Genomic DNA, 24,505 nt, shown 5'->3' with positions numbered 1-24,505 from the left:
ATTTATAGACATTGTCAAACCTGATTTAAGAAATTTTATCCTGCAAACGGTTACATTGCAGAATAGAATTTTATTTCATGCTACAAAGTTAGCTGTTTGAAGTATGAAATCTTAAGCGCGGGAGCTGGTTGGCCAAATCTTTTCGCAAACGGGCCCGCTCTTGGAACAACGGATTTTCAACTCGGTGGCCGACGATCGGCCGATCGGGGCCGGCAGCAAAAAAAGGACTAGGGCGCGATGTCTCATTTCCTCATTCCGAACCGCCGCAGGTTCCTCGGCATCTCGGCAGCCGCGCTCGGAGCGACCCTGTTGCCTGCATCGCGCAGCGCCTACGCCGCCGAGCCGAAACAGGGTGGAATGGCGACGCTGGTGCTCTCGGCTGAGCCGCCTGTGCTGACGACCATCGCCCACACGGCATTCAATTCGGTCTACGTCTCGGCAAAGACCACCGAGGGCCTGCTGACCTATTATTTCGATCTCACGCCGCGCCCATCCCTGGCCAGACAATGGTCGGTCAGTGACGATGGGCTGCAATACACCTTCAAGCTGCGCGAAGGCGTGAAGTGGCATGATGGCCAGCCGTTCACCGCCGCCGACGTCGCCTATTCGATCACCACGATCAGAGAGGTTCATCCGCGCGGCCGCAACACCTTCCTCAACCTTGTAGACATCCAGACGCCGGATCCGCTGACCGTGACGCTGGTTCTGTCGAGGCCGGCGCCTTACCTGATCACGGCCTTGGCCGCGGCCGAAACGCCGATCGTGCCGAAGCACCTCTATGACGGCACAAAGGCAGCCGAAAATCCGGTCAACGTCGCGCCGGTCGGCACCGGCCCTTTCGTCTTCAAGGAATGGGTCCGCGGCAGCCACATCGTCTACGAACGTAATCCCGACTATTGGGACGCGCCGCGCCCCTACCTTGACCGGCTGATTGTCCGTTTCATCCCTGACGCTTCGGCGCGCGCATTGGCGCTGGAGACAGGCGAGATCGATCTGGCGCCGGCCACGCCGATTCCGTACAGCGATTTGCAGCGCTTCGAAACGCTGCCGCATATCGGCTTCGAGAAGCAGGGTTATCAGTATTCCAATGGCATCAGCCGGGTCGAGTTCAACCTGGAGAAACCCTATTTCCAGGATGTTCGCGTCCGCCGTGCCTTCGCCCATGTTATCGACCGCAACGTCATCCGCGAGACGATCAACTATGGCTATGGCGCGACCATTCCAGGCCCGATCAACCCCAATCTGAAGAAGTGGTACGTCGCCGACCTGAAGACCTATCCGGTCGACATTGCCACTGCCGAGAAACTGCTCGACGAAGCAGGCTTGCCGCGCGACGCCAACGGTACCCGGCTCAAGCTTGTCCACGACTATGTCCCGAGCGGCGAAACCTACAAGCGCGGCGCCGACTACATCAAGCAGGCATTGGCCGCGGTCGGGATCGAGGTCACCGTGCGCAGCCAGGATTTTGCCACCTACACCAAGCGCATCTACACCGACCGCGATTTCGACTTCACCTTCAACGGCATGAGCAATCTGTTCGACCCGACGGTAGGCGTACAGCGGCTCTACTGGTCGAAGAATTTCAAGCCCGGCGTGCCGTTCTCCAACGGTTCGAAATACAGCAATGCCAAGGTCGACGAACTTCTTGAAGCGGCCGCCGTCGAGGTCGACCACGAAAAGCGCTTCGAGCAATGGGCCGCGATCCAGCAGATCCTTGTCGAGGACCTGCCCGACATCGGCATCGTCAGCCAACCGGAAATCACCCTCTACAACAGGCGCATAGCCGGTCACACGGTGGGCGCCGAGGGCAATGCCGGCTCCCTCGCAACCGCCCATATCGTCGCCTGAGCCTGACCCGTGCGCGGTCCTTCGCACGGGTTCCCTTCCTCCACCCGAGAAAGTTCGCCATGACGCTCGCCCACAAGCCTGGTTCCATCGTCGGCACGCCCTTCTTCAAGGCGCCGACCGACTATCCGGACAGCCCGCTGTCGAAAGCACTTCAGCAGCCGGTGCTGCTCGGGCTGTTCCTGCCGATCCAGGCCGGTGGCTGGACCAACTCGACGCTGCCGCGCTCGACCGACTGGCGCTTCGACTACAATCGCGATCTGACGTTGAAGGCCGAGGAGCTTGGCTTCGACCTCGTCTTCGCGCTCAGTCAATGGCTGCCCAAGGGCGGCTATGGCGGCGTTTTCAACGGCCAGGCGCTGGACAGTTTTGTGTCCGTGGCGGCCATGGCCGCGATCACCAAGAAGATCATGCTGATTTCGACCATGCATGTTCTCTACGGCCCGTGGCATCCGCTGCATCTGGCGAAGTTCGGCGCCACGCTCGACCACATCTCCGGCGGCCGCTGGGGCATCAACGTGGTCACCGGTCATCGCGCTGTCGAACATGAAATGTTCGGCTGGAACCGCATCGAGCATGACCGCCGCTATGAACTCGCCGCCGAATTCGTCGAAGTGCTGCAGCGGCTGTGGCAGGATGATGAGAATTTCTCCTTCTCCGGAGAATCGAGCTGGAAGCTCAATGGCGGCTTCGTCACGCCGAAGCCGAATTACGGCAGGCCGATCCTGGTCAACGCCACTGGCTCCGATGCCGGCATTTCCTTTGCCGGCCGCTATTCCGACATCGTCTTCGTCACCAGCCCGGCCGGCTCCGACATCGCCAGCGCGCTGGAGGCGCTGCCGGCGCATACGGAGAAAGTGAAGGACGCGGCCCTTGGTGTCGGCCGCACCGTGCGCACTCTGCTCAATCCGCTGATCATCAGCCGGCCGACCGAGAAGGAAGCCTGGGCGGTCGCCGATGAGATCGTCGCCCATGCCGACAGCCGCACGCCGAAAGGCTTCCAGACCTTCAACAGCGACGCCCAGGCCTGGAAAGGACGCGAAGGCCGCGACGACCCCTACGCCAAGGTCGGCGGCAACATCTACCTCATCGGCACGCCCGAACAGATCGTCGACCAGTTCGTCAAGTTGAAGGACGCCGGCATTGACGGCCTGCAGCTGTCCTTCTTCGATTTCAAGCCTGACCTCGAATTCTTCGGCGAGAACATCCTGCCGCTGATGAAGCAGGCTGGCCTGCGCAACACCTAAGGAGCCATCATGACCGCGACTGGGATCTCCGAAATCTGGTACACACGCTGCCCGGTGCCGACGCCTGTCGGGCTCGCCGCACAGCTCGGGCTTCTCGACGAGACCTTTCGCAAGGAGGGGATCGAATTGAAGTCGATCATCGATTCGCCCAATCGCGACATCCGCCAGAGCCATTTCAACCACACGCTCGACTGGTCGTTCCGCCACGGCGGCAACGTGCCGCCGATCCGCGCGCGGTCCGAAGGGCGCAAGACGCGTCTCGTCGGCATCACTTGGACCGACGAATTCCAGGCAATTATCGCCCTGCCCGGTTGCGGCATCAGGACAACCCAGGACCTGAAAGGCCGCCGCTTCGGCATCGCCCGGCGCCCCGAAGGCATCGTCGACTTCATGCGGGCGACGGCGCTGAAGGGCCTGGTCTCGGCCCTCTCGCTCGAAGCCCTCAGCCATGGCGACGTCGAGATCGTCGACATAGCGTTGGCCGACAGCGTTCTCGACAGCCAGGAAGGACCGTCGCTGTTCGGCCTCAAGCGCAAGCAGGCCTATGGCGAGGAAGCCGCAGCCCTGATCCGGGGCGAGGTCGACGCCATCTATGTGAAGGGCACGGCCGGCATCAACGTCGCCAATCTGATCGGCGCCATCCAGGTCGCCGAATTCGGCTTCCACCCCGACCCGAACATCCGCATCAATTCCGGTTCGCCGCGGGTGTTGACCGTCGATGACCTGCTGGCCGAGAAACGCCCCGATCTGGTCGCGCGACTGATCGAGACCATCCTGCGCGCCAGCGCCTGGGCCGAGGCGCATCCGGAAGAGACGAGGCGCTTCGTCGCCCGCGAAGCCGGTGCCACCGAGGAGCAGGTGCTGGCCGCCAACGGCCCGGATGTCCACAAACATCTCGGCCTCGGACTGCAGCCTGAGCTGGTCGGCGCGATTTCCCACTACAAGGATTTCCTGCGCGACTGGGGCTTCCTCGCCGGCGACTTCGACGTCGAGGCCTGGGTCGATCGACGACCCTTCGATCTGGTCGATACGCGCGCCGCCGCCTGACAGGAAAGCCAGCATCATGACCTCCACGATTTCAGGATTTCCGGAACTCCTCGACAGAGTGGCCAGCCTTGCCGACAATCTCGCGCTGACCGCCGCGCATCACGACGCGACCAGGGAATTCCCATTCGCCAATTTCGACCGGCTTCACCAGGCGGCGCTGCTTGGCCTGGTCACGGCGCGCGAACATGGCGGCTTCGGTGGCGGGCTGACGGAAGCACAGGCGGTGATCGCCGAGATTGGCCGTGGCGAGCCGTCGACGGCGCTGGTGCTGGCCATGCACTACAACAGCCAGTATGCGATGCGGAAATCCGGAAAATGGCCGCGCCATCTGGTTCAGCGGATTGTCGAGGCCGGCCGTCTTGGCCCTGCTTTGATCAACGCCGCGCAAGCCGAGCCGCGGATTGGCTCGCCCGCCCATGGCAAGCCGCCCGAAACCATTGCCCGGCGCGACGGCAATGTCTGGCGGATATCCGGCCACAAGAACTACGTCACCGGCATTCCTATTCTGAAATGGGTGAACTTGCTGGCGCTGACCGACGAGCCGCAGCCGCGTCTGGCTTCATTCCTGGTGCCGACCGACGCGCCCGGATTGCGCGTCGAAAAGACATGGAACGCCGCCGGCATGCGGGCGACGGCCAGCGACGACATCATTCTGGATAATGTTGCGGTTCCTGCCGAAGACATCACCGAGGCGCAGCCGGCATCCGAGCCGCTGAGGCGCGAGGAAGGCGCGACGGCGTTCTTCTTTTCGCTGATCGGCGCTGTCTACCACGGTGCCGCCCGTGCTGCCCGTGACCGGCTTGTCTCCTTTGTCAGCACGCACGCGCCGGCAAGTCTTGGTGCGCCGCTGTCGACCGTGCCGCACATCCAGGCAGGGCTCGGTGAGATCGAGGTCAGGCTTGCGAGCAGCACGCGGCTGCTGCGTTCGCTCGCCGAAGATGTCGACGCCGGCCGGCCTGTGGGCACCGACGGCATGACGGTCAGGCATGTCGTCATCGACAATGCCGTTGCCGTCACCTCGCTGGCGCTGGAGCTTGCCGGCAATCCAGGCCTTAACAGAGATTTCCAGCTTGAGCGCCACCACCGTGATGCGCTGACCGCCCGTTCCCACGCACCGCAGAACCACATGATCCGCACGATCGCCGCCAAGGCGACGCTCAGCCGCCATACCGCCCGGCAGCTGGCCGAGACACCGGCTATTGCCGCTGGCAAGCCCAAGCTCGCGGCGGTCGGTTGAGCGCCATGACAACAGAACATGTCGAAGTCGCCATCATCGGCGGAGGCCCCGGCGGCCTGACACTGGCGCAAGGCCTGAAGAAGAACGGCATCAGTGTCGCGGTCTTCGAGAAGGACCGCGCCCGCACCGACTATGTCCAGGGTTTTCGTCTGCGCATCCGCCAGCGCGGCATCGATTCGCTGATCGCCAATTTGCCGCCGGAACTCTACGACGCTTTGGTCGCCACGCTCGGCCAGGCGCCGGATCGCAACATCCTGCTGGACGAGAATTTCAAGATCCTGGGCGAGGATGCCTGGGGCGGCGGCAACGCGCTGGGCGAGGCCGACGACACGCATATCGAAAAATCGGTAAGCCGTATCACGCTGCGCCAGGTGCTGCTCTCTGGCCTCGACGGCATCATGCGCTATGGCAAGGTCTTTTCACGCTACGACGAGCAGCCGGATGGTTCGGTCGTCGCGCATTTCGAGGACGGTTCGGCAATCCATGCCGATGTGCTGGTCGGAGCCGACGGCGCCCGCTCGCGCGTGCGCCAGCAACTGGTGCCGCATGCGCGAAGCTTCGACACCGGCGTCAGGCGCCTGGCCGGCAAGATGACGCTGCATGCCGCAGCCCTTCACCAGATCTCGCCGCTGCTACTCGACTACAATGCCGGCGTCAGGCCAACCGAAGGTCATGGGCTTATGGTCACCAGCCACAGGGTCAATGCCGACGCATTCCGAAAGCATGGACTGATCGGGCTGGACGACGCCACCCACAAGGATTTTTCCGGTTTCCATTTCAACAACACCACCAGCTATGTCTGGTGGAACACCGCCTATGAAAAGGACGAACTTGCCACGGACGACGCGCTGGCAAAGCTCTCCGGTTCAGAACTGATTGACCTGCTGATCTCGAAGATCGCCCACTGGCACCCGGAAATCCTCAACCTCATCCGCTACACCGACCCATCGACGGTGGCGCTGCTTCATGTCCACAGCTCCGAACCTGTCGATCCCTGGCCGACGAAACCGGTGACGTTGCTTGGCGATGCCATCCACGCCATGACCTATTTTCGCGCGCTTGGCGGCAACACCGCGATCTACGACGCCGGGCTGCTGGTGCCGGAGCTGATGGCCGCCAAACGCAGCGACAAGCCGCTTCTCCAGGCGCTGTCGGAGTATGAGGCCAAGATGCTGGAGCACGGCGCCAAAGCCGTGCGGTCTTCGCTGACGGCGATGCAGAAGAACGTGCTGGCGGGCCGTCGCCGCCAATCGGAAGCCGCCGAATAGTGGCCCCGAAAAAATCGCCTGACAGTGCTCCTGCCCTACGCCGCTTCCACCAGGCTGGCCGACTGGAAGTCATACAAGAGGATCGCGATCTCGAAGCCGCGCCGCTGCAGCCAATGCGCCGTCGTCGCCGCGCGGACACCGAGCAGATCGTCGATCAGCACGACGCGCGCGCCGCGCACGGCGATGGTGCGATAGGCGATACCGAGCAACTGCCCGCCCTCAGACGCGATCGACCCCGGAATATGCGCTTCGGCGAACTCGTCGGGCGTGCGCACGTCAAGCAGGTAGGTCGTCCGCTTTTCGTCCTTCGCCCAGTTCGCGGCCGTGGCCGCATCGATGCGGGGAAAGCTGTCGCCTTCGGCAAGCTTTGCAATGTGCTTCCCGGCGAAACGCTTGGCATCCTCGCTTGCCGGACCATAGATTGCGGTCTTGCCGGTTTCGAGTGCAAGACCGGCCTCGCGCCATGCCTTGGTGCCGTCGTGCAGATAGGCGACCCGGTTGGGCACGCCGGCATCGATCAGCGTCTGCGCCCCGATGATGGCGCGCGGCAGGCCGGCGCAGGAGACGACAACCTGCGTCTCCGGTGACGGCACTAGGTCGGCGAAGCGCAGCACCAGCTCGGCGCCCGGCACGCTGATGGCGCCCGGCACATGGTCCTTTTCGAACTCCGCCACCGTGCGGCTGTCGAGCACCACCACGTCGGCGCCTCGGCCTCTGAGCACCGCGAGCTCTTCAACGCTGACGACCGGGGTCCCCTTCTCGTCGCGGATCGCCAGCGAAAAATCGACGCCCGGCGTATCGAAGGTCGGCAGGCCTTCAACGCCGCTTTGCGTCCATTCCGGAATTCCACCGTTCAGCGAAAACAGCTGGGTACGGCCATACCCCACCAGTCGTTCGACAAGTTGCTCGGCAACGCCGCTGCCGTCGTCCGCCAGCACGGTGCGCACCGATTTGCGCGGGATGAAGCGGTCGATCTCGGCCTCGACCTGAGCCGCGGGCAGGTTGGTGGCGAACAGCGGCGATGCGTATCCGACAGTCGCGCTGTCGCGAATGTCTAGCACCGCCAGTTCTTCGCCATCCGCCAGCCATTGGCGAAACATTTTCGAATCGATCGTCCTGTCGCTCATGATGCTTTCCTCTCTTGCTGTTCAGCGGCGCCACGGATCGGACGCGCAAGGCCGAGGTTCTCGCGCAACGTCCCGCCTTCGTAAGCAGTCCGGAACAGACGCCGCCGCTGCAGCTCCGGAATGACGAGGTCGACAAAATCGGTGAGGCCCGTCGGCAGGATCGGCGGCATGACGTTGAAGCCGTCCGCCGCGCCACCGGCGAACCACTCCTCCATCATGTCGGCCACATCCTTTGGCGTGCCGACGATCTGGAAATGGCCGCGCGCGCCGGCAACGGCGAGATACAATTGGCGGATGGTCAGGTTCCGGCTCGCGGCCAATTCGGAAACGACTTTCAGGCGGCTCTTCACGGCATCGGAACTGCCCAGTTCCGGCAACGGTCCGTCGAGTGAATGGCCGGAAAGATCGACACCGCCGAGCAATCCTGAAACCAGCGCCACACCAACCACAGGATCGACCAGGCGCTGGATCGCATCGAACTTGCCCTCGGCCTCCGTGCGTGTCGGCGCGACGACCGGGAAGACACCGGGCATGATCTTCAAGCTGTCGGCGGAGCGGCCAAACGAGCCCAGCCGGCCTTTCAGTTCGCCGTAAAAGCCGCGCGCCGATTCGATGGTCGGGTGGGCGGTGAAAACCACCTCCGCCGTCCGCGCCGCCAAGTGCTGGCCGGCATCGGACGAGCCCGCCTGGACGATGACGGGATGGCCCTGCGGTGGGCGAGCGACGTTGAGCGGTCCCTTGACGCGGAAATGCCGGCCGGCATGGTTCGGGGCGTGGATGCCGCGCCGGTCGATGGCGATCCCCGAAGCCTTGTCGGCGACGAAGGCATCGTCGTCCCAGCTGTCCCAAAGCTTCTGCGCGACAGCGACGAATTCCTCGGCGCGGGCGTAACGGTCGGCATGAACGGGATGCTGGTCGAGGCTGAAATTCGCCGCCGCCGGCGCATCGGCTGAGGTGACGACATTCCAGCCTGTCCTGCCGCCGCTGAGATGATCGATCGAAGCGAACAGCCGCGCCAAGTGGAACGGCTCCCAATAGGTGGTCGAGGCGGTCGCAACGAGCCCGATCCCTTGCGTGATGGTCGAGAGCGCCGACAAAAGCGTCAGCGGCTCGAAATGCACGACATGGCCGGTGCGCTCGAAGGTCTCGATCGGCTGCTCGCCATTGCGCGCGCTGAGACTGTCGGCCAGAAACACCATGTCGAACAGGCCACGCTCGGCAGTGCGCGCGGCGTCCGCATAGTGCTGAAAGCTCAGGCCCGGATTGGCAGGCACATCGGGATGGCGCCAGGCAGCGACATGATGGCCCGGTCCGCGAACAAAGGCTCCAAGCCTTATCTTTCGATTTTCAGTCATCAGCGGTTCTCGGGCTGGTCGCAAAGGGCGTTCCTATCTAGCGCCTGCCAAACCCGCTGAGTGAAAGAATGCCTTTCGCCAGCTGGCAATTATTGTTTTTTGACATCGGGTTACGGGAAAGCACGATGATCGTTGCCGGGGCGATGGGCTAGAGCCACGACCACCGGCGTCGCAAAGGTTCTTGATGCTTCATACCCCTTCCTCCCCTCGCTCAATCATCATTGTCGGCGGTGGCTTTGCCGGTGCGGTCACAGCGATCAAATTGCTTGACCATTCGACCGAGCCGCTGGCGGTCACCATCATCGAGCGCCGGGCCCAACTCGGCCGCGGTGTTGCCTACAGCACCTGCGATCCGAACCATCTCGTCAACGGCGCGGCGCGCATCTTCTCGCTGCATCCGGACGATCCCGATCACCTCGTTCGCTGGCTTATGGCGAATGGGCCGGAGCACGGCTGGACACCGCCCGAGGATGTCCCGGACTCAAGCCCGCCGCGCTGGCTGTTCGGCAGCTATGTCCAGTCGGAACTGACGAGAGCGATCAGAGAAGCAGACCCGCGTTCGTCGCTGCGCCACATCAACGCATCCGCCGTCGACATGCTGACCGGCCCGTCAGGGGTATGCGTCGGCACCAGCGATAGCCAGCAATTGCTGGCCGATGAGGCGGTGCTGGCAACCGGGGTGTTCCAGAGCCAGCCGTCCACCACGGAAGCAGCCGTCGTCAGCGATCCCCGTTACGTCGCCAATCCCTGGGATTCGGCGGCGCTCGATCGGCTCGCCGGCAGCAAGGAACTGCTGCTGATCGGCTCCAGCCTGAGCATGGTCGACGTCGTCGCCAGCATGGAAGCGCGCGGCTTCAAGGGCGGTTATCGCGTCGTGTCGCGGCGCGGACAGATCGTCGAACCTCGGCGCAACACGGAAGCGTGGCGCGATTTCCTCGCCGGGCGGCCGCTGCCGAAAACCACCAGGGCGCTTCTCGCACTGGTCAAGGCCGAACGCCGGGCAATCGAAACCACCGGCCTGGACTGGCAAGGGCTGCCGCTGACGATCCGGCCGTGGATCCTGGCCTTGTGGCAAGGCGCCACCGACAGGGAGCGCTTGAAGTTCGCACGCCATCTGCGCGCCTTCTGGGATGTCACCGCGCACCGCGCGGCGCCACCGAGCTTTGAGCGCGTGGCACTGGCGCGAAGCCAAGGCCGTTGGACGGGTGGAGCGGGACGGGTGCTGGCACTCCATCCGCAGGCAAATGGGATCGTCGCTGAAATCCGCTGGCGCGATACCGGCGCGGTCGAACGGCTGCGCTTCGACGGCGTCGTCAACTGCCGCGGCCATCAGGAGCATGACTGGCGGCGGATCGCCGATCCATTCGTCCAGAACCTGCTCGAAAACGGCATCGTCAGGCCGCATGCGATCGGCTTCGGCATCGACGCCACGCATGACGGCCAGGTGATTTCCCGTGATGGCGAGACCCATGGCAATCTGTTCGCCATCGGCCATCCGCTGCGCGGTGTCGCCTGGGAATCGAGCTCAATCGGCGAACAACTGGCGCAGGCCATAGCCCTTGCCGGCCTTCTGGTCGGCGCCAGCCCAAGGCTGCGTGCTTTGGCCTGAAGTTACCGGCTTTGCGAAATGGAAGAAACGAAAAGGCCGCAGCTCGATGCGGCCCTTCTCTCATGATTGCCCGGCAGATTTAGGCGTTCGGGTCGAGATAGGCGTCGGCGAAATTCGCTGACAGGCCTTCGGCGCCAGGCGCGTAGTTCTTGACGGTTTTGCGGGCGATGATGATGGTCGGTGGCGCGATCAGATTGATGATCGGCAATTCATCGGCGATGATCTCCTGGAACTTGAAGAAGAGCTGCTTGCGCTTGGCCTCGTCGAGCTCGACCGATGCGGCTTCCAGCAACCGGTCAACCTCCGGGTTCTCATAGTGCGCGCCGTTGGAGAACGGCAGCCCTTTCTTGATGTTCTTCGACCAGTAGAGCCGCTGCGCGCCGGCGCTCGGATCGAAGATGTTGCCGCAGGATTCCGTCGACAGGTCCCATGTGCGGTCGGTGTAGATGGTTTTGACATAGGTGCCGAAATCGAATTTTTCGATCTCGGCATCGATGCCGATCTTGGCTAATGCCTGCTTGAGGAAGTCAGCATAGCCCCACGGGTTGTAGGGATTGTTGGTGAGCCTGAGCTTGAAGCGAATGCCGTCCGCTCCCCGCTTGAAGCCGGCCTCGTCGAGCAGTTTTTCCGACAATGCCGTATCGACGGTCGCGGCCTTTACGTCGGGGTCGAAATACTTCTTGTTGACGACGCTGATCGGCGTCGGCGAGACTTGGCCATAACCGTAAAACACGATTGCATTGACCGCGTCGAGGTCGATCGCGTGCGCGATTGCCTGACGGACCTTCTTCTCCTTCAGGATCGGGTTTTCGAGGTTGATGATCAGTTGGTGCAGCGGGCCGCTATAGGTGAAGACCGTGCTGTCGACGACGAATTGCGGCAGCGCGTTGAAACGCTCCAGATCGGCGAAGGCCACAGGGTTCGGTCCGATGTCGACCTCGCCCGTTTCGAGCGCCGCGGCGCGCGCGCCCGGATCGGTGATGAAGCGGAAAATGATCCGGTCGAGATAGGGTTTAGGCGCATCCCAATAGGTCGGGTTCTTTTCGACGAGGATGTGGCTGCCCTTCACCCATTCCTTCAGCACGAACGGCCCGCTGCCGATGATCTGCTCGAAGGACGGATCGTCAGCCGGCTTCAGCTTCTCGTAAATGTGTTTGGGCACGACAGGCGATTCCGTCGCGGCCAGCCCCGAAATCAGGGCGGCGGACGGCTTCGACAATTTGATCTTTACGATATACGGGTCCGACGTGTCGATGTCGGTGACGTTCTGGAAGGTGATGCGCCCGCGCGGATGCGCTTCGCGCAGCCGGGAGATCGAAAAGGCCACGTCCTCGGAGGTCAAATCATGGCCATCGCTAAACTTCACCCCCTGGCGCAGCTTGAAGACGTATTCGAGCCCGTCGTCGCTGATCGACCATTCGGTGGCCAGTTGCGGTCGCGGATTGAGATCGTAGTCGTAGGCGAGCAGGCCGTCGAAAATCTTCGGACCGATGGTGGCCGGTCCGCCAGCGCTGGTGTTGATGGAAACGATCTGGTTGGGCTCGGGATAGTAGACGAAGTTGAGCGTGCCTCCGGCCACCGGCTTTGCGTCTTCTGCGAATGCCCCGGCGGGAAGTGCTGCACTCGCGCCGGCCAGCAGCAGGAACTGATTGAACAGGCGTCGGTTGATGGTCATGGTCGGTACTCCGAATTGGCGCGATTTATCTTTCATGGAGAAAAGTCGGGATCGTCGTTTTCACGCGCCGGTCCCAACCAGAGGGCTTGCAGAACGCTTAGGCGTTTGGCGCGAGCCATATCTGCGCGAAGCTGTTGTTGATCCCCTGAGCGCCGGGCGCAAAATCCCGGACCTTCTTGTTGGCGACGATCTGGGCGCCGGCGGCGACCAGATCGACCGACACCACGTCGTCATGGATGATGTGCTGGAATTTGTGCCAGAGCTCGCGCCGCTTGGTCTCGTCGGGCTCGATTGCCGCGGCTTCGAGGATCTGGTCAACCTTGGGGTTTGCATAGTGGCTAGCGTTGGAGAAGACGAGGCCGATCTTGAAGTTCTTCGACCAGTAGGCGCGCTGGACGCCGAGCGTCGGATCGAAGGTGTTCGACAGCGACTCGACCACCAGGTCCCAGGCGCGGTCGGTGTAGACGGTCTTCAGGAACGTCGACAGGTCAAGCTTGAGGATCTCGGCATCGATGCCGACCGTCGCCAACGACTGCTTGATGAAATCGGCATAGGACGCCGGCAGGAACGCGTTGTAGGCAAGCCGGAGCTTGAAGCGCGTGCCATCGGCGCCACGCGGATAGCCGGCGTCGTCGAGCAGCTTCTCCGCCAGTTTGGTATCGGGCTCGCGCGCCTTGATGCTGCGGTCATACCATTTGGGCAGCGCCGTGCTGATCGGGCTCGGCGATACCTGCGCATAACCGTAGAGCGCGATGTCGACCAGCTTCTGCAGGTCGATTGCGTGGGCGATGGCAAGGCGCACATCGCGCTTGGTCAGGATTTCGTTCTCGTAGTTGAAGAACAATTGCTGCTGTGGGCCGGAATAGGCGTAGGTGTTGGTGTCGACGACCAGAGCGGGGTTTGCCTTCAGCCGTTCGATGTCGGCCAGCGGCACGGGATTGGCGCCGATATCGATCTCGCCGGTTTCAAGAGCCGCCGAACGTGCGGCCGGGTCGAGGATGACGTGCAGGACGATGCGGTCGAGGTAGGGCCGAGGCGCGTCCCAATAATCCGGATTGCGGTCGAAGATCAGATGGCTGCCGGGCACCCATTCCTTGAGAATGAAGGGACCGGTGCCGATCGTCTGTTCGAGCTTCGGCTGTTCCGCCGGCTTGAACGTTTCGTAGACGTGCTTCGGCACAATCGGTGATTCCGAGCTGCTCAGTGCCGTGATCAGATAGGGCGCCGGCTTTGAAAGCACGATGATGGCGGTGTGCGGATCGGGCGTCTCGACCGCGGTCACGTTTTGGTAGGTGATGCGGCCGCGCGGATGCGCCTCCTTCAGCCGGAAGATGGTGAAGGCAACGTCTTCCGACGTGAAGTCCTTGCCGTCATGCCATTTGACGCCCTCGCGCAGTTTGAAGGTGTAGCGCAGGCCGTCATCGCTGATCGACCACTCCGTCGCCAGCAGCGGTTTCGGGCTGAGGTCATAGGCGAAATCAAGCAGACCTTCATTCACCTTGGGACCGATCGCCTGGCCGGTGCCCGACGAGGTGTTGATTGCAATCAGCGACGTGGGGTCGGGATAGTAGGCCCAGTTGAGCGTGCCACCCTGGACCGGCGTTCCTTCGGCAGCGAAGGAAACCCCGGGCAATGCGAAGCTCGCACCGCCAAGCAACAGCAGCTGGTTGAAATGACGACGATTGACAGACATGGCCTTGAGCTCCGGAAAACGGCTTCGATGGCATCCGGCGGCCGAACACACTCCGGCGCCTCGACGCGATGATCTCTGCCACGCCGCAAAACCGGAAGAATGATTTTCTATCGTCTGCCGAAAGCACCGCTTCGCACGACCGTTTCATTCCAGGATCTGGCAACGCTGCTCGACGCCCAAATCAGCGCTCCGATCTTATTTCTACAAGAATTGTAGACATTACGATTTTTTAGATTTCCGTTCCCGCTGCCGCGACGCTGCGGCAAACGAAATTTTCCACCGAGCACTTTAGCGCAAAGCCCGCCCTCGTCGCGCCCGGCCTGAACGTGTTGAATGCGCTCTATGGTCGATCTCATTCGCGCAAAATCAAGGAAGCTGCGGCCGACGTTGGCGAGGCTTCCGCCGCTGACGTCGCTTCGCGCTTTTGTCGCAACCGCCCGCCACCTGAGCTTTACGCGGGCGGCCGAAGAACTCCATGTGACGCCTGCCGCCATCGGCCAGCAGATCCGCCTGCTCGAGGATCACCTCGGTCAACCGCTGTTCCATCGCAACCGCGGCGAGCTTCTGCTGACGTCGGCCGGCCAGGCGCTGATGCCCGGCCTCACCGAGGCTTTCGACGTCGTTGTCGAGTCGGTCGCGCGGATTTCCGGCGACGAGGAGGATGCGCCGATCAAAGTGTCGGTCGCGCCCTCCTTCGCCAGCAAATGGCTGATCCCGCGCCTCGACGCACTGCGCGACGCGGTACCCGGCCTAGAAGTGCTGGTCAACGCATCGACCAGGCTTGCCGACTTTGCCAGCGAAGACGTCGACTGCGTCATCCGCTACGGGTCGGGCGCCTATAGCGGCCTGCTGACGGAACGGCTTTTTTCGGAAGCGGTGCTGCCCGTCTGCAGCCCGGAATTTGCTCGCATGCACGGTCTCTATCGCGGGCCGGAGGGCCTGCGTGAAGCGCCGATCCTGCATGAGGACGGACCGGAACGCGATCCAAGCTGCCCCGACTGGAAGGGCTGGCTGAGATCCAACGGCCTGTCCGGCCGGCTTGTCGAGGGCGGCATACGGCTTAGCCAGTCCTCGCTGGTTCTCGACGCCGCTGCTGCCGGCAAGGGCATCGGTCTTGGCAAATTTCGGCTGGCCGAACCCGACCTTGCCGCGGGGCGTCTGGTCAGCCCATTCGGCTCGCCGCAGCCGGTCGAGTTTTCCTATTATTTCGCGACGACGCCGCACAAGGCGAAGCTGGCGACGGTCGAGCGCTTTCATGCCTGGCTGAAGGCCGAGGCGCGTCGGCTTGGCGCGCTCGACTTCACGCCGCCGGTGCCGCTGCCGGCTCGCATCGCCATCGTCGCTGCGGAATAGTCTCACCTCGGTCTCTCGCGAGCAGGCGCGCGCCCCTATTTGAGTTTGAAGCCGAGCGCTTTAAGCGCTTCGCCCAGGCGATCACGGCCTTTCAGCGCTGCTTTGCTGCCGATGCGGTTCGACATCAACTCCGTCCAGTCGACCACAGGCATCGCCTGCTCCTGCTGGAATGAACGAAGCGTCCGGTTGTAGGTTGCAAGATCGTCCGGATCGAGGTCTGACTGATAGCGCTCGCGGTGCAGCACCACAGCCTGGGGCAGTCTGGGCTTGATGTCAGTCGCAGCCAGGAGATCGGGATAGCCGACGGTCAGGCCGAACACCGCCACGGTTTCCGGCGGGAGGCCGAGTTCGCGCGCCACCTCCTGCGGATGATTGCGCATCGCGCCGATGTAGCAGGAGCCGAGCCCGAGCGCATCGATCGCCACCACCGCATTCTGTGCGGCAAGTGCGGCGTCGATCACGGCCAGCAGAAGACTCTCTTGGTAGTCGAGGCCCTCGCCCACCCGTCCGTTTGCCTCGGCAATAGCGCGCAGGCGCGACAGGTCCGCCAGCCAGACCAGCACCAGCGGCGCCTGCTCGATATGGCGATTGACCGCCGCCAGTCCGGCAAGCCGCGCCTTGCGCGCCGGATCCTCGACTGCGATGACGCTCCACGCCTGGAGATTGGAAGAGGTCGGGGCCGACTGGGCGGCAGCGACGATCAGTTCGAGCGTGCCATCCGGCAGCGGCTCGACGAGATAGTTGCGGACCGAGCGATGCGAAAGGATCGCCTCGAGGGCTTCGTTCCAGTTGCCGGTATGCGCGCTTTGCGGCGCTCGATAACGCCGCCGTAGCGCCGCTTCACCACGTAGGTCGGCGTCGGAAGGGCGGATGCTGAAGGCGGCCGGCTGTGACATTTTCTTCCCTATTTGGCAATCTGGCTTATTCGGTGTTCTGACGACCCCAGGTCATTCAAGAAGCGCGGCTTAGGCCCCATTGCGCAATAGCGGAAGCAACTGATCGCCTTGCCGCTTGATCTCGGAAAGATACGGCGTGTCCGAGAGCACGAAGTGTGTGATGCCCAGATCCCGGTACCTGCCGAGCGAGCGGGCGACGTCGGCGGCCGAGCCGACCAGCCAGGTGGTGCCGGCGCCGCCGCCGCCGTACTTGCCCGGCGCCGTATAGAGGTTGTCGTCCAGCACCTCGCCGCGCGCGTGCAGATCGAGCAGCCGCTGCTGACCCACCGCTACCGCCCGACCGTGATCGTTCCAGCCGGCGCCCTTGCCCTTGGCTATCTCGTCGACCTTCGCCTCGGCGTCCGCCCAGGCCTGCCCGGTGGTGTCGCGGACCAGCGTGGTGACCCGCAACCCGAATTCCAGAGGCGGGAGGTCTCGGCCAAGTTCCCTGCTCAAGGCTTTGAGCCGCTCGATCCGCTCCCGGACGCCGTCGAGCGGCTCTCCCCAGAAGAGCTGGACATCCGCCTCGCTGGCCGACACCCACTCGGCCGCCTCCGACGCGCCGCCGAAGTAGAGCTTGGGATGGCGACGATCGCCACAGACATGGATGCGGGGCATGACGGTCGACCCGGTGACCCGGAAGTGCTCGCCCGCAAAGGTCACGTTCTCTTCGGTCCAAAGTCTGCGAACCAGCCGCATGAACTCTCTGGTGCGGGCATAGCGATGTATCTGGTCGCCTTCGCTATCTCCATATGCCGCGAGGTTGTCCTTGCCTGACACTATGTTGATACGCACGCGACCGGCGGTCAGCTGGTCGAGCGTGGCTACGGCGGATGCGAAGTGCGCCGGCCGCCAGTACCCCGGGCGGATCGCGATGAGCGGCTCGAAGGAGGTGGTCCGCGCGGCGAGGGAGGCCGCGACAGTAAAAGTGTCGGGCCGACCCCAGCCGGTACCGATCAGCGCGCCCTTCCAGCCATGCTCCTCAAGCGCCTTCGCGTGGCTGGTCAGCGTCTCCAGGCTGTTGTGGTCCTCGACGGCCGGCTCGCCGCGGTGACCGGGATCGACCTGGTTCGGGATGTACCAAAGAAATTCGGTATCAGCGCTCATTGTCGGGCCTGTATTTTGGCCGGGCATGGAGGTCAATGGCAGGACCTTCCGCTCCGTTGTATTTTGATGATCACTCAAAGGGCTGCCCCTAGCAGCCCTGGCGCCTTGCTCGGCTGCGGTGCAAAGCGGCTTTCGGGCCGGGCAAGGCCGAGATGGTCGCGCAGCGTGCGCCCTTCATATTCCGTTCGGAACAGCCCTCGCCGGCGCAGGATCGGCACCACCGTATCGACAAAGACCTCCAGTCCGGTCGGCAGCACGTCCGGCATCAGGTTGAGGCCGTCGGCGGCGCCGGCGACAAACCATCTTTCGATATCGTCGGCGATCTGCTCCGGCGTGCCGACGATGGTGCGGTGGCCAGTGCTGCCGTTCAGCGCCCGGATCAGCTGGCGAACCGTGAAATCATTGCTGCGGGCGAGCGCGAGCGTGGCCTTGAAGAAGGTGTGGCCGCCGTTGGGGGGCAGTTGAGTCCCTTCCGGCAACTTCTCGTCCAGCTTCAATCGCTCGCGGTCGATGCCGAGCACGCCGGACAGCCGCCCAAGGCTGTAGTCGAGCGGAATGCGATCCCACAGCTCTTCTTGCCGCCGCTCCGCTTCCGCCTCTGTGCTGCCGATGATGGTGGCTAGGCCGGCGAGGTTGAGCGGCACGCCGCCGGTGCGGCCATAGGCGACGGCACGCGCCTTAAGTTCCCGCGCATAGCCGAGCGCTTCCTCGAAAGATTGCGATGCGGAAAACACGGCTTCGGCGTGGCGGGCGGCGAGGTCCTTGCCGTCATCGGACCCGCCGGCCTGGACGACCACCGGATGCCCTTGCGGCGAACGCGGCACATTGTGCGGCCCGTGCACCGAGAAATGTGCGCCCTTGTGGTCGATGGCGTGAACCTTGGTGGCATCGACGAAGCGCCCGCTGGCGACATCACCGATGAAGGCATCGTCCTCCCAGCTGTCCCACAATGCCTTGACGATGTCAGCGAATTCCGCCGCCCGCTCGTAGCGCCGGCCGTGATCGATGGCACCGTTGAGGCCGAAATTGCGGGCCGAGGCGGGATCGGCCGTGGTGACGATGTTCCAGCCGATGCGTCCGCCGCTGACATGGTCGAGCGTCGCGAAGCGCCTGGCGATATTGTAGGGCTCGTTGAAGCTGGTTGAAGCGGTGGCGATCAGGCCGATGCGCTCGGTTGCGGCGGCTACCGTCGCCAGCACGATGGTCGGCTCCAGCGACGTGATCGGACGATAGTCAATGCGGTCCGATATCGCCGCCTGGTCGGCAAGGAATACGGCGTCGAGCTTTGCGCGCTCTGCGATCTTCGCCACCTGCACATAGTGGTCGACGGTGAAGGCGGCATAGGGGTCGACGCCGTCCATCCGCCATGCCGCCGGCGAGAAGCCGGCATGCAGGATGTTGACGTTGAGATGGAGCTGCCGGCCGCTCATCGAAAGACGCCGGGCTCGGGATAAGCGCCGGTCAGATACCAGGTGCCGACGGTGCGGGTCTTGTATTCGGCAGGGTTGTGCAAGGTGTGAATGCGTGCGTTGCGCCAGAAGCGGTCGAAGCCGTATTTGCGCACTGCGGAGCGGGCACCCATCACCTCGAATATCTCGGTCGTGACTTCGAGCGCGACATCGCCTGCCAGCACATTGGCCGCGGCGACGGCAACCGCCGCCTCACCGCGTTCTTGCTCGGTCAGCGCCTTGCCGCGCGCGATCGCATGATCGATCGCCGCCCCCGCGCGATCGGCCAGCGCCGTCGCCGCCCGCGTCTTGACCCAGAGCTCGCCATACTGCCGCTTGATCCATGGATCGTCGATATGGCGCTCGACGCCGGAATACATCCACGGCCGCGAACTATTGAGCGTATAATCTCGCGCCGCCAGCAGCGCGCCCTGGGCCGTGCCGACAAAGACATTGAGCAACACGCTCTGCTGCTGCAGCGGGCCGATGGTGCGGATTGGCAACGACGCGTCGACCCAACCGCGCACCAACTCGCTGTCGTGGATCCTGACGTCCTTGTAGGCGACCTTGCCGCTGCCGGTCTGCGTCTGGCCGATGCCGTCCCAGTCGTCGAGAACGGTGATGCCTTCGCGGTTCGCCGGGATCGCCGCGAATTTCCTCTCGCCGCTGACCTCGTCTTCCCACGAGGTCGAAAGATAGTCGGCGACATGCGAGCCGGAGGCGAAGGGTTTGAAGCCGTTGACGATCGTCCACTCGCCATCTTTGCGGCCGAACAGCGTTTTGGAAAAACTGTTGCCGGTGTTGCCCCAGAACCAGTCGCCGGCAGCCGAACGCCGTAGCAGATCGGCTGAGCGCGGTTCGTCCGAATTGAGCCTGGCGGCGATCAGCGCGCTGAAATGGTAGCCGTAGATATGGCCGATCGAGCCGTCGACCTTGGCGAACTCGCGCCCGATCTTCAGCGCTGTCGAATAGGGTTCGCCGGCGCCGCCGAATTCCTTGGGGATCACGATGGTGAGCAGGCCGCTTTGCTTGAGCAGACGGATCTGTTCGGTAGGCCTGCCGCCAAGCTGGTCGCGCTCGACCGCATCGCGGGCAAAGATGTCGCGCAGCTCGACCGCCTTGGCGATCCATGGATTGGACGTATCGGGATCGAAGGTCATCGTCTCACTCATGCAGATGCGGGAAGCCGTGGCGCTCGGCAAGCAGTGCGAGAATGCGCCTGGTGTCATCGGCGAAGACCTTGCCCTTGGCCCTCGGCAAGTCGGCGGGCGGATCGCTGCCGATGATCAGCACCGGCAGCGACTGGTGCCGTTCGCCGAGCGCGTCGATCACCTTGCCCCTCGGCCTTGCGAACGGGACGCGTTCGACGTCTAGTCTGCTGGCGAGATCGGGAAAGGCAGCGAGCAATCCCTCAACCTGGTTGCAATAGGGGCAGACGAACGTCTGGCCCGGCTGCTTTGGGTCGGCGAAACCCGGCTGGATGAGAAAGAGCGTGTCGCGCGCCATTGCCGGCCTACTCCGCAGCCGCCGCGGCATGCCGCGAAAAGCGGTTTGCCGGCCGCTTCAGGCCGAGATTGTCGCGCAAGGTGCTGCCCTCATACTCATCGCGGAACAGGCCACGGCGGCGCAGTTCCGGCACCACCAGCTCGATGAAATCCTTCAGGCCGCCGGGCATGATCGGCGCCATGATGTTGAAGCCGTCGGCACCGTAATTCTCGAACCGCTCTTCCATGATGTCGGCGATCTGTTGCGGCGTGCCGACCACTTGCCAGTGGCCGCGGGCGCCGGCGATGCGCAGATAGAGCTGCCGGATCGTCAGATTCTCGCGTCGCGCCAGATCGATCACCAGAGCCTGCCGGCTCTTGCCGGCATTGGTCTCCGGCAAATCCGGCACCGGCCCGTCGAGCGGATAGGCGCTGAGGTCGAAGCCGCCGGCCAGCGCCGAGACCAGACCGAGGCCGACTTCCGGCTGGATGAGATCCTGCAGCTGTTCGAACTTCTCCCGCGCCTCGGCTTCGGTGCGGCCGACGACCGGGAAAATGCCTGGCAGGACTTTCAGGTCATCCTCCGAGCGGCCATATTTGCCGAGCCTGCCCTTGACGTCGGCATAGAAGGCGGTGGCTTCGTCGAGCGTGATCTGCGCCGCGAAAATCGCTTCCGCGGTACGAGCCGCCAGCTCTTTGCCCGGACCCGACGCCCCGGCCTGGACCACGACCGGATGGCCTTGCGGCGTTCGCGGCGTGTTCAGGGGACCACGCACCTTGAAGTGCTGGCCCTTGTGGTTCAGCACATGCAGTTTGTCCTTGTCGAAATAGCGCCCGCTTGCTCTGTCGCGCGGGAAGGCGTCATCTTCCCAGCTGTCCCACAGGCCGAGCACGACATCGGCGAATTCCTCGGCGCGGTCGTAGCGCTCGCCATGCTGGATATGCGTCTCGTGACCGAAATTGAACGCTGCCTCCGGATCGGACGAAGTGACCAGATTCCAGCCGGCCCGCCCGCCGCTCAGATGGTCGAGCGACGCGAACTGGCGGGCCAGATTGTAGGGATCGGAAAAACTGGTCGACGCCGTGGCGATGAGGCCGATATTCCTGGTCACAGCCGACAGTGCCGACAGCAGCGTGATCGGCTCGAACGGATAGACGCCGCTATGCGCCTTGCGGCTGGCGGCCTCCAGATCCTTCAGCCGCGCCGCCACGCCGTCGGCGAAGAAGATCGTGTCGAACTTGGCTGCTTCCGCCAGCCGGGCCAGCTCGACATAGTCGTTGAGGCTGGTCCCTTCTCCTGCCTCCGGGTGGCGCCAGGCTGCGACATGGTGGCCGGTGAAGAGAAGAAAGGCTCCAAGCTTGACCTTGTCCTTGCGGCTGGCCATGTTCCGCGCCTCCTCAGCGATACAATCCGCCGACCGGGAATTCCCCGGTCAGCAACCAGGTGCCGATCGTGCGCTTCTTGTATTCGGCCGGATTGTGCAGCGTGTGCGTGCGCACGTTGCGCCAGAACCTGTCGTAGCCGTTGGCCTTGGTGGCTGAGCGGGCGCCCATCACCTCGAAAACCTCGCTCGACGCATCGAGGCCGATTTGTCCAGCGTAGACATTGGCGGTGGCGAGATCGATCGCCGTCTGCCCGCGCTGCTCCAGGGTCAACGCCTCGCCCTGGCCATAGGCGGCATCGAGGCTGCATGCCGCTATATCGGCCAGTTCGGCCGCGGCGAGCGTGCGGATATAGAGGTCGCCATATTTGCGTTGCACGAACGGATCGTCGGTATGTTTCTCATAGCCGGAATAGACCCAGGGGCGCGATTGCGAGACCGTATAGTCGCGGCCTTCGCTCAGCGCTCCTTGCGCGCTGCCGACGAACAGGTTGAGCAGGACCGCCTGCTGGAACAGTGACGTCAGCGTCTGGAATGGCGTCAGCGGCACCGCGGGCGAGCCAATCAGTTCGTCATCACCGACATGCACGTCCTTGAAGGTGACCTTGCCGGAACCCGTCTGGCGCTGTCCGACGCCGTCCCAGTCGTCCTCAATGACGATGCCCTCACGGTCAGCCGGGATTGCGGCTGCCAGCCGGTCCTGACCGTCCTCCCAGGCGACCTGGATATAGTCAGCGATGTGCGAACCGGAAGAAAAGGGCCGAAAGCCGCTCAGGATCCAGCCCGTGCCGTTGCGCCTGGCCGTCGACGTCTTCGACATGGCGTTGCCGGAATTGCCCCAGACCCAGTTCTCCCTTGCCGAGCGTTTCAGCAGTCGGTCCTTCTGCGCCTCGGTCCCGCGAAACAGCACGCCGTTGAGCGGCAGATGATGGTAGCCGTAGAGATGGGCGAGCGAGCCGTCGGTGCGGGCGAATTCGCGCACGACGCGCAGCACCGACAGCCAGGGTGCGCCCTTGCCGCCATAGCGCTTGGGAATCTGCGCCGACGGCAGGCCGCTTTCCTTCAGCAGACGGATTTGCTCGACCGGCCGCCCGCCGGCCTTGTCGCGCGCCACGGCATCCCGATCGAAGATATCGCGCAGTTCGACCGCCGTGGCGACGAACGGGTCGGAAAGGTCAGGGCTGAAGGTCATCGGCGTTTGTCCATGGAAATGCGTCTATTCCGCCGCGATGGTCCGCGCCGGCCGCCAGACGGAAGCGGCATAGGCGTCTTCGCCGAACTCGGCCGGATGGCTCCCGGTTATGCGACTCTCATGGCTGTCGAGATCGGCGAGGAAGAGATCGCGGCTGATGCGCGCGACCACAGCCGGCACATCGCGCCTGATCGACGGCACATCGCCGATCGGCAGGCCGAAACTGACAAAGCCGCCGGGATTGAAGACATGGATATTCCTCAGGAATGGCGCCTCCCCCGGCGCCTTCTCGAGAAATTCATGGCCGAGGCCGAGATAAGGATGGGCGCCGAAAAACTCATCCCGCTCTGCTTCCGACGGCGCGTACTGGTCGCGCCATAGCCGGATGGCGGTGGCGAAATCGGCAAGTTCCGGCTTGCGGGTCGGGTCGGCAAAATAGCCGGTACCGGCGATGACGAAGTCGAAGGCAAATGTTTCGCCGGCGATCTCGGTGACGACCTTGCCGTCTTCGACATCCGCATTTGTCCAGGGGGCACCGAGATGGAGATGAAAATTCTGGTGCCGCACCGCCCGCTCCACCGCATCGAGCGGTGGCGTCGAACCGGCCTCGCGGAAGCGCAGCGCCTGGCGCCAGCGCACCGCAACGGGCAGCAGCGGATAATTGTCATAGGCCCCGGGATAGCCGCGCACGCGGTTGATCGGCACGCTGGCGATGCTGGTGCGTCTGGCGAACAGACGCACCGATTTCGCGCCGGCCTCAAGGGCAGCTCCGGCCGCATCGAATGCCGAAGCCGCCGACCCGACGACAGCGATTGCCTTTCCCTTGAGCGAGGCAAAATCGATTGCCGCCGAACTGTGTGCGACAAGGCCCTGCGGCAAGGCGGCAAGTACCGCCGGTATCACTGGACCGCCGCTGCCGCCAAATCCATTGGCCAGAATGATCTTGCGCGCCGTTTCGACCGATGGCGTGCCGTCGGCTTCGAGGTGCAGGCGAAAATGCCCGCCAGCCGGCTCGATGCGAATGAGACGTGTGCCGTAACGAATGCCGATGCCGAGAAAGTCGCGATACCATTTCAGGTAGTTCGCCCAATCCGTCCGTACGATGCGGTCGAAACCGGCATAGGCTTCCGCACCGTGGCGGGCTTCGTACCAGGACTGAAAACTCAAGCCCGGCAAGCCGAGTTCCGGCCCCGGCAAGCCCTTTGGCGTTCGCAACCGGTTCATCCGCGCATGGGAGAGCCAGATGCCAGCCTTGCTCTCGTCCGGCGCGGCATCGATGACCGTAACCTTGCCGATGCCGGCGCGCCTCAACGCGAAGGCAAAGGTGGCGCCCGTCTGCCCGCCGCCGACGATGAAGACATTGTGGTTGATGCCCTCGCGGTCCGGCACCCAGTTCTGCGGATCAGGGCCGATCAGCCGAAGTGTTTCATGGGCGTGGAAATCTGGATCGGATGGTAAAGCCATTTGGGCTCCGGCTGAAGTTCAAGCGTCGCGCCAAACT

19 protein-coding genes are annotated in these 24,505 nt (G+C 63.6%); 7 read left to right on the top strand and 12 right to left on the bottom strand.

The window, feature by feature from the left end; translation table 11 throughout:
- The first annotated feature begins 237 nt into the window (after positions 1–237).
- The 5 genes from NKI54_RS04055 to NKI54_RS04035 are packed head-to-tail and all read left to right on the top strand — an operon-like array spanning position 238 to position 6,644.
- Positions 238–1,848, top strand: a complete 1,611-nt coding sequence (locus NKI54_RS04055; protein ID WP_352637675.1) for an ABC transporter substrate-binding protein — start codon at positions 238–240, stop codon at positions 1,846–1,848.
- A 59-nt stretch (positions 1,849–1,907) separates the two neighbouring features.
- Positions 1,908–3,092 (top strand): LLM class flavin-dependent oxidoreductase, encoded by a 1,185-nt coding sequence (locus NKI54_RS04050; protein WP_352621992.1) that lies wholly within the window; start codon positions 1,908–1,910, stop codon positions 3,090–3,092.
- Between the two features lie 9 nt (positions 3,093–3,101).
- Positions 3,102–4,139, top strand: a complete 1,038-nt coding sequence (locus NKI54_RS04045) for an ABC transporter substrate-binding protein (protein WP_352621994.1) — start codon at positions 3,102–3,104, stop codon at positions 4,137–4,139.
- Positions 4,140–4,155: 16 nt separating this feature from the next.
- Positions 4,156–5,376: an acyl-CoA dehydrogenase family protein gene (locus NKI54_RS04040; protein ID WP_352637672.1), complete on the top strand. Its 1,221-nt coding sequence runs from the start codon at positions 4,156–4,158 to the stop codon at positions 5,374–5,376.
- A gap of 5 nt (positions 5,377–5,381) precedes the next feature.
- Positions 5,382–6,644 carry an FAD-dependent oxidoreductase gene (locus NKI54_RS04035; protein WP_352637670.1) on the top strand — a complete coding sequence of 421 codons (1,263 nt, stop codon included), beginning with the start codon at positions 5,382–5,384 and terminating at the stop codon, positions 6,642–6,644.
- A 35-nt stretch (positions 6,645–6,679) separates the two neighbouring features.
- Here NKI54_RS04035 and NKI54_RS04030 read toward each other — a convergent pair whose 3' ends face one another.
- A complete protein-coding gene (locus tag NKI54_RS04030) occupies positions 6,680–7,771 on the bottom strand; it encodes a rhodanese-like domain-containing protein (RefSeq protein ID WP_352619559.1) in 1,092 nt (363 codons plus the stop codon).
- Positions 7,768–9,129 (bottom strand): LLM class flavin-dependent oxidoreductase, encoded by a 1,362-nt coding sequence (locus tag NKI54_RS04025; RefSeq protein ID WP_352622123.1) that lies wholly within the window; start codon positions 9,127–9,129, stop codon positions 7,768–7,770. The genes NKI54_RS04030 and NKI54_RS04025 overlap by 4 nt, the downstream gene beginning before the upstream one ends.
- A 181-nt stretch (positions 9,130–9,310) precedes the next feature.
- On the opposite strand from NKI54_RS04025, the gene NKI54_RS04020 reads away from it, so the two are divergent.
- Entirely contained in the window at positions 9,311–10,735 is a 1,425-nt protein-coding gene (locus NKI54_RS04020) for an FAD/NAD(P)-binding protein (protein WP_352637668.1), read from the top strand.
- A 79-nt stretch (positions 10,736–10,814) separates the two neighbouring features.
- On the opposite strand, the gene NKI54_RS04015 is transcribed toward NKI54_RS04020, so the two are convergent.
- Together NKI54_RS04015 and NKI54_RS04010 are read right to left on the bottom strand one after the other, a co-directional pair.
- Positions 10,815–12,410, bottom strand: a complete 1,596-nt coding sequence (locus tag NKI54_RS04015; protein ID WP_352622002.1) for an ABC transporter substrate-binding protein — start codon at positions 12,408–12,410, stop codon at positions 10,815–10,817.
- A gap of 97 nt (positions 12,411–12,507) precedes the next feature.
- Positions 12,508–14,103 carry an ABC transporter substrate-binding protein gene (locus tag NKI54_RS04010; RefSeq protein ID WP_023679442.1) on the bottom strand — a complete coding sequence of 532 codons (1,596 nt, stop codon included), beginning with the start codon at positions 14,101–14,103 and terminating at the stop codon, positions 12,508–12,510.
- 342 nt (positions 14,104–14,445) lie between these two features.
- Here NKI54_RS04010 and gcvA point away from each other — a divergent pair, with 342 nt between their 5' ends.
- On the top strand, positions 14,446–15,456 hold the full coding sequence (gene gcvA, locus NKI54_RS04005; RefSeq protein WP_023679440.1) for a transcriptional regulator GcvA: 1,011 nt from the start codon (positions 14,446–14,448) through the stop codon (positions 15,454–15,456).
- A gap of 35 nt (positions 15,457–15,491) precedes the next feature.
- Here the strand turns inward: gcvA and NKI54_RS04000 are convergent, their stop codons facing one another.
- The 8 genes from NKI54_RS04000 to NKI54_RS03965 all read right to left on the bottom strand — a co-directional run bounded on the left by NKI54_RS04000 (position 15,492) and on the right by NKI54_RS03965 (position 24,468).
- On the bottom strand, positions 15,492–16,352 hold the full coding sequence (locus NKI54_RS04000) for an NADPH-dependent oxidoreductase (RefSeq protein WP_023679439.1): 861 nt from the start codon (positions 16,350–16,352) through the stop codon (positions 15,492–15,494).
- 69 nt (positions 16,353–16,421) lie between these two features.
- A complete protein-coding gene (locus tag NKI54_RS03995) occupies positions 16,422–17,498 on the bottom strand; it encodes an LLM class flavin-dependent oxidoreductase (RefSeq protein WP_023679438.1) in 1,077 nt (358 codons plus the stop codon).
- A gap of 74 nt (positions 17,499–17,572) precedes the next feature.
- Positions 17,573–18,928, bottom strand: a complete 1,356-nt coding sequence (locus NKI54_RS03990) for an LLM class flavin-dependent oxidoreductase (RefSeq protein ID WP_023679437.1) — start codon at positions 18,926–18,928, stop codon at positions 17,573–17,575.
- The gene (locus tag NKI54_RS03985) at positions 18,925–20,106 is read right to left on the bottom strand and encodes an acyl-CoA dehydrogenase family protein (protein ID WP_352637664.1); all 1,182 of its coding nucleotides are present in this window, start codon (positions 20,104–20,106) and stop codon (positions 18,925–18,927) included. Before NKI54_RS03985 ends, NKI54_RS03990 begins: the two co-directional genes overlap by 4 nt.
- A 4-nt stretch (positions 20,107–20,110) precedes the next feature.
- Positions 20,111–20,452: a DUF3088 domain-containing protein gene (locus tag NKI54_RS03980; RefSeq protein ID WP_352637662.1), complete on the bottom strand. Its 342-nt coding sequence runs from the start codon at positions 20,450–20,452 to the stop codon at positions 20,111–20,113.
- Positions 20,453–20,459: 7 nt separating this feature from the next.
- A complete protein-coding gene (locus NKI54_RS03975) occupies positions 20,460–21,815 on the bottom strand; it encodes an LLM class flavin-dependent oxidoreductase (RefSeq protein ID WP_352637661.1) in 1,356 nt (451 codons plus the stop codon).
- 13 nt (positions 21,816–21,828) lie between these two features.
- The gene (locus NKI54_RS03970) at positions 21,829–23,004 is read right to left on the bottom strand and encodes an acyl-CoA dehydrogenase family protein (protein WP_352637659.1); all 1,176 of its coding nucleotides are present in this window, start codon (positions 23,002–23,004) and stop codon (positions 21,829–21,831) included.
- 24 nt (positions 23,005–23,028) lie between these two features.
- The gene (locus NKI54_RS03965; RefSeq protein WP_352637657.1) at positions 23,029–24,468 is read right to left on the bottom strand and encodes an NAD(P)-binding domain-containing protein; all 1,440 of its coding nucleotides are present in this window, start codon (positions 24,466–24,468) and stop codon (positions 23,029–23,031) included.
- Positions 24,469–24,505: the final 37 nt, after the last annotated feature.

This window comes from Mesorhizobium sp. M0663, from assembly GCF_040320585.1.
Classification (GTDB): Bacteria; Pseudomonadota; Alphaproteobacteria; order Rhizobiales; family Rhizobiaceae; genus Mesorhizobium.
Note: the sequence above shows the minus strand (reverse complement) of the source record. Positions and strands in the feature narration are given on the sequence as shown.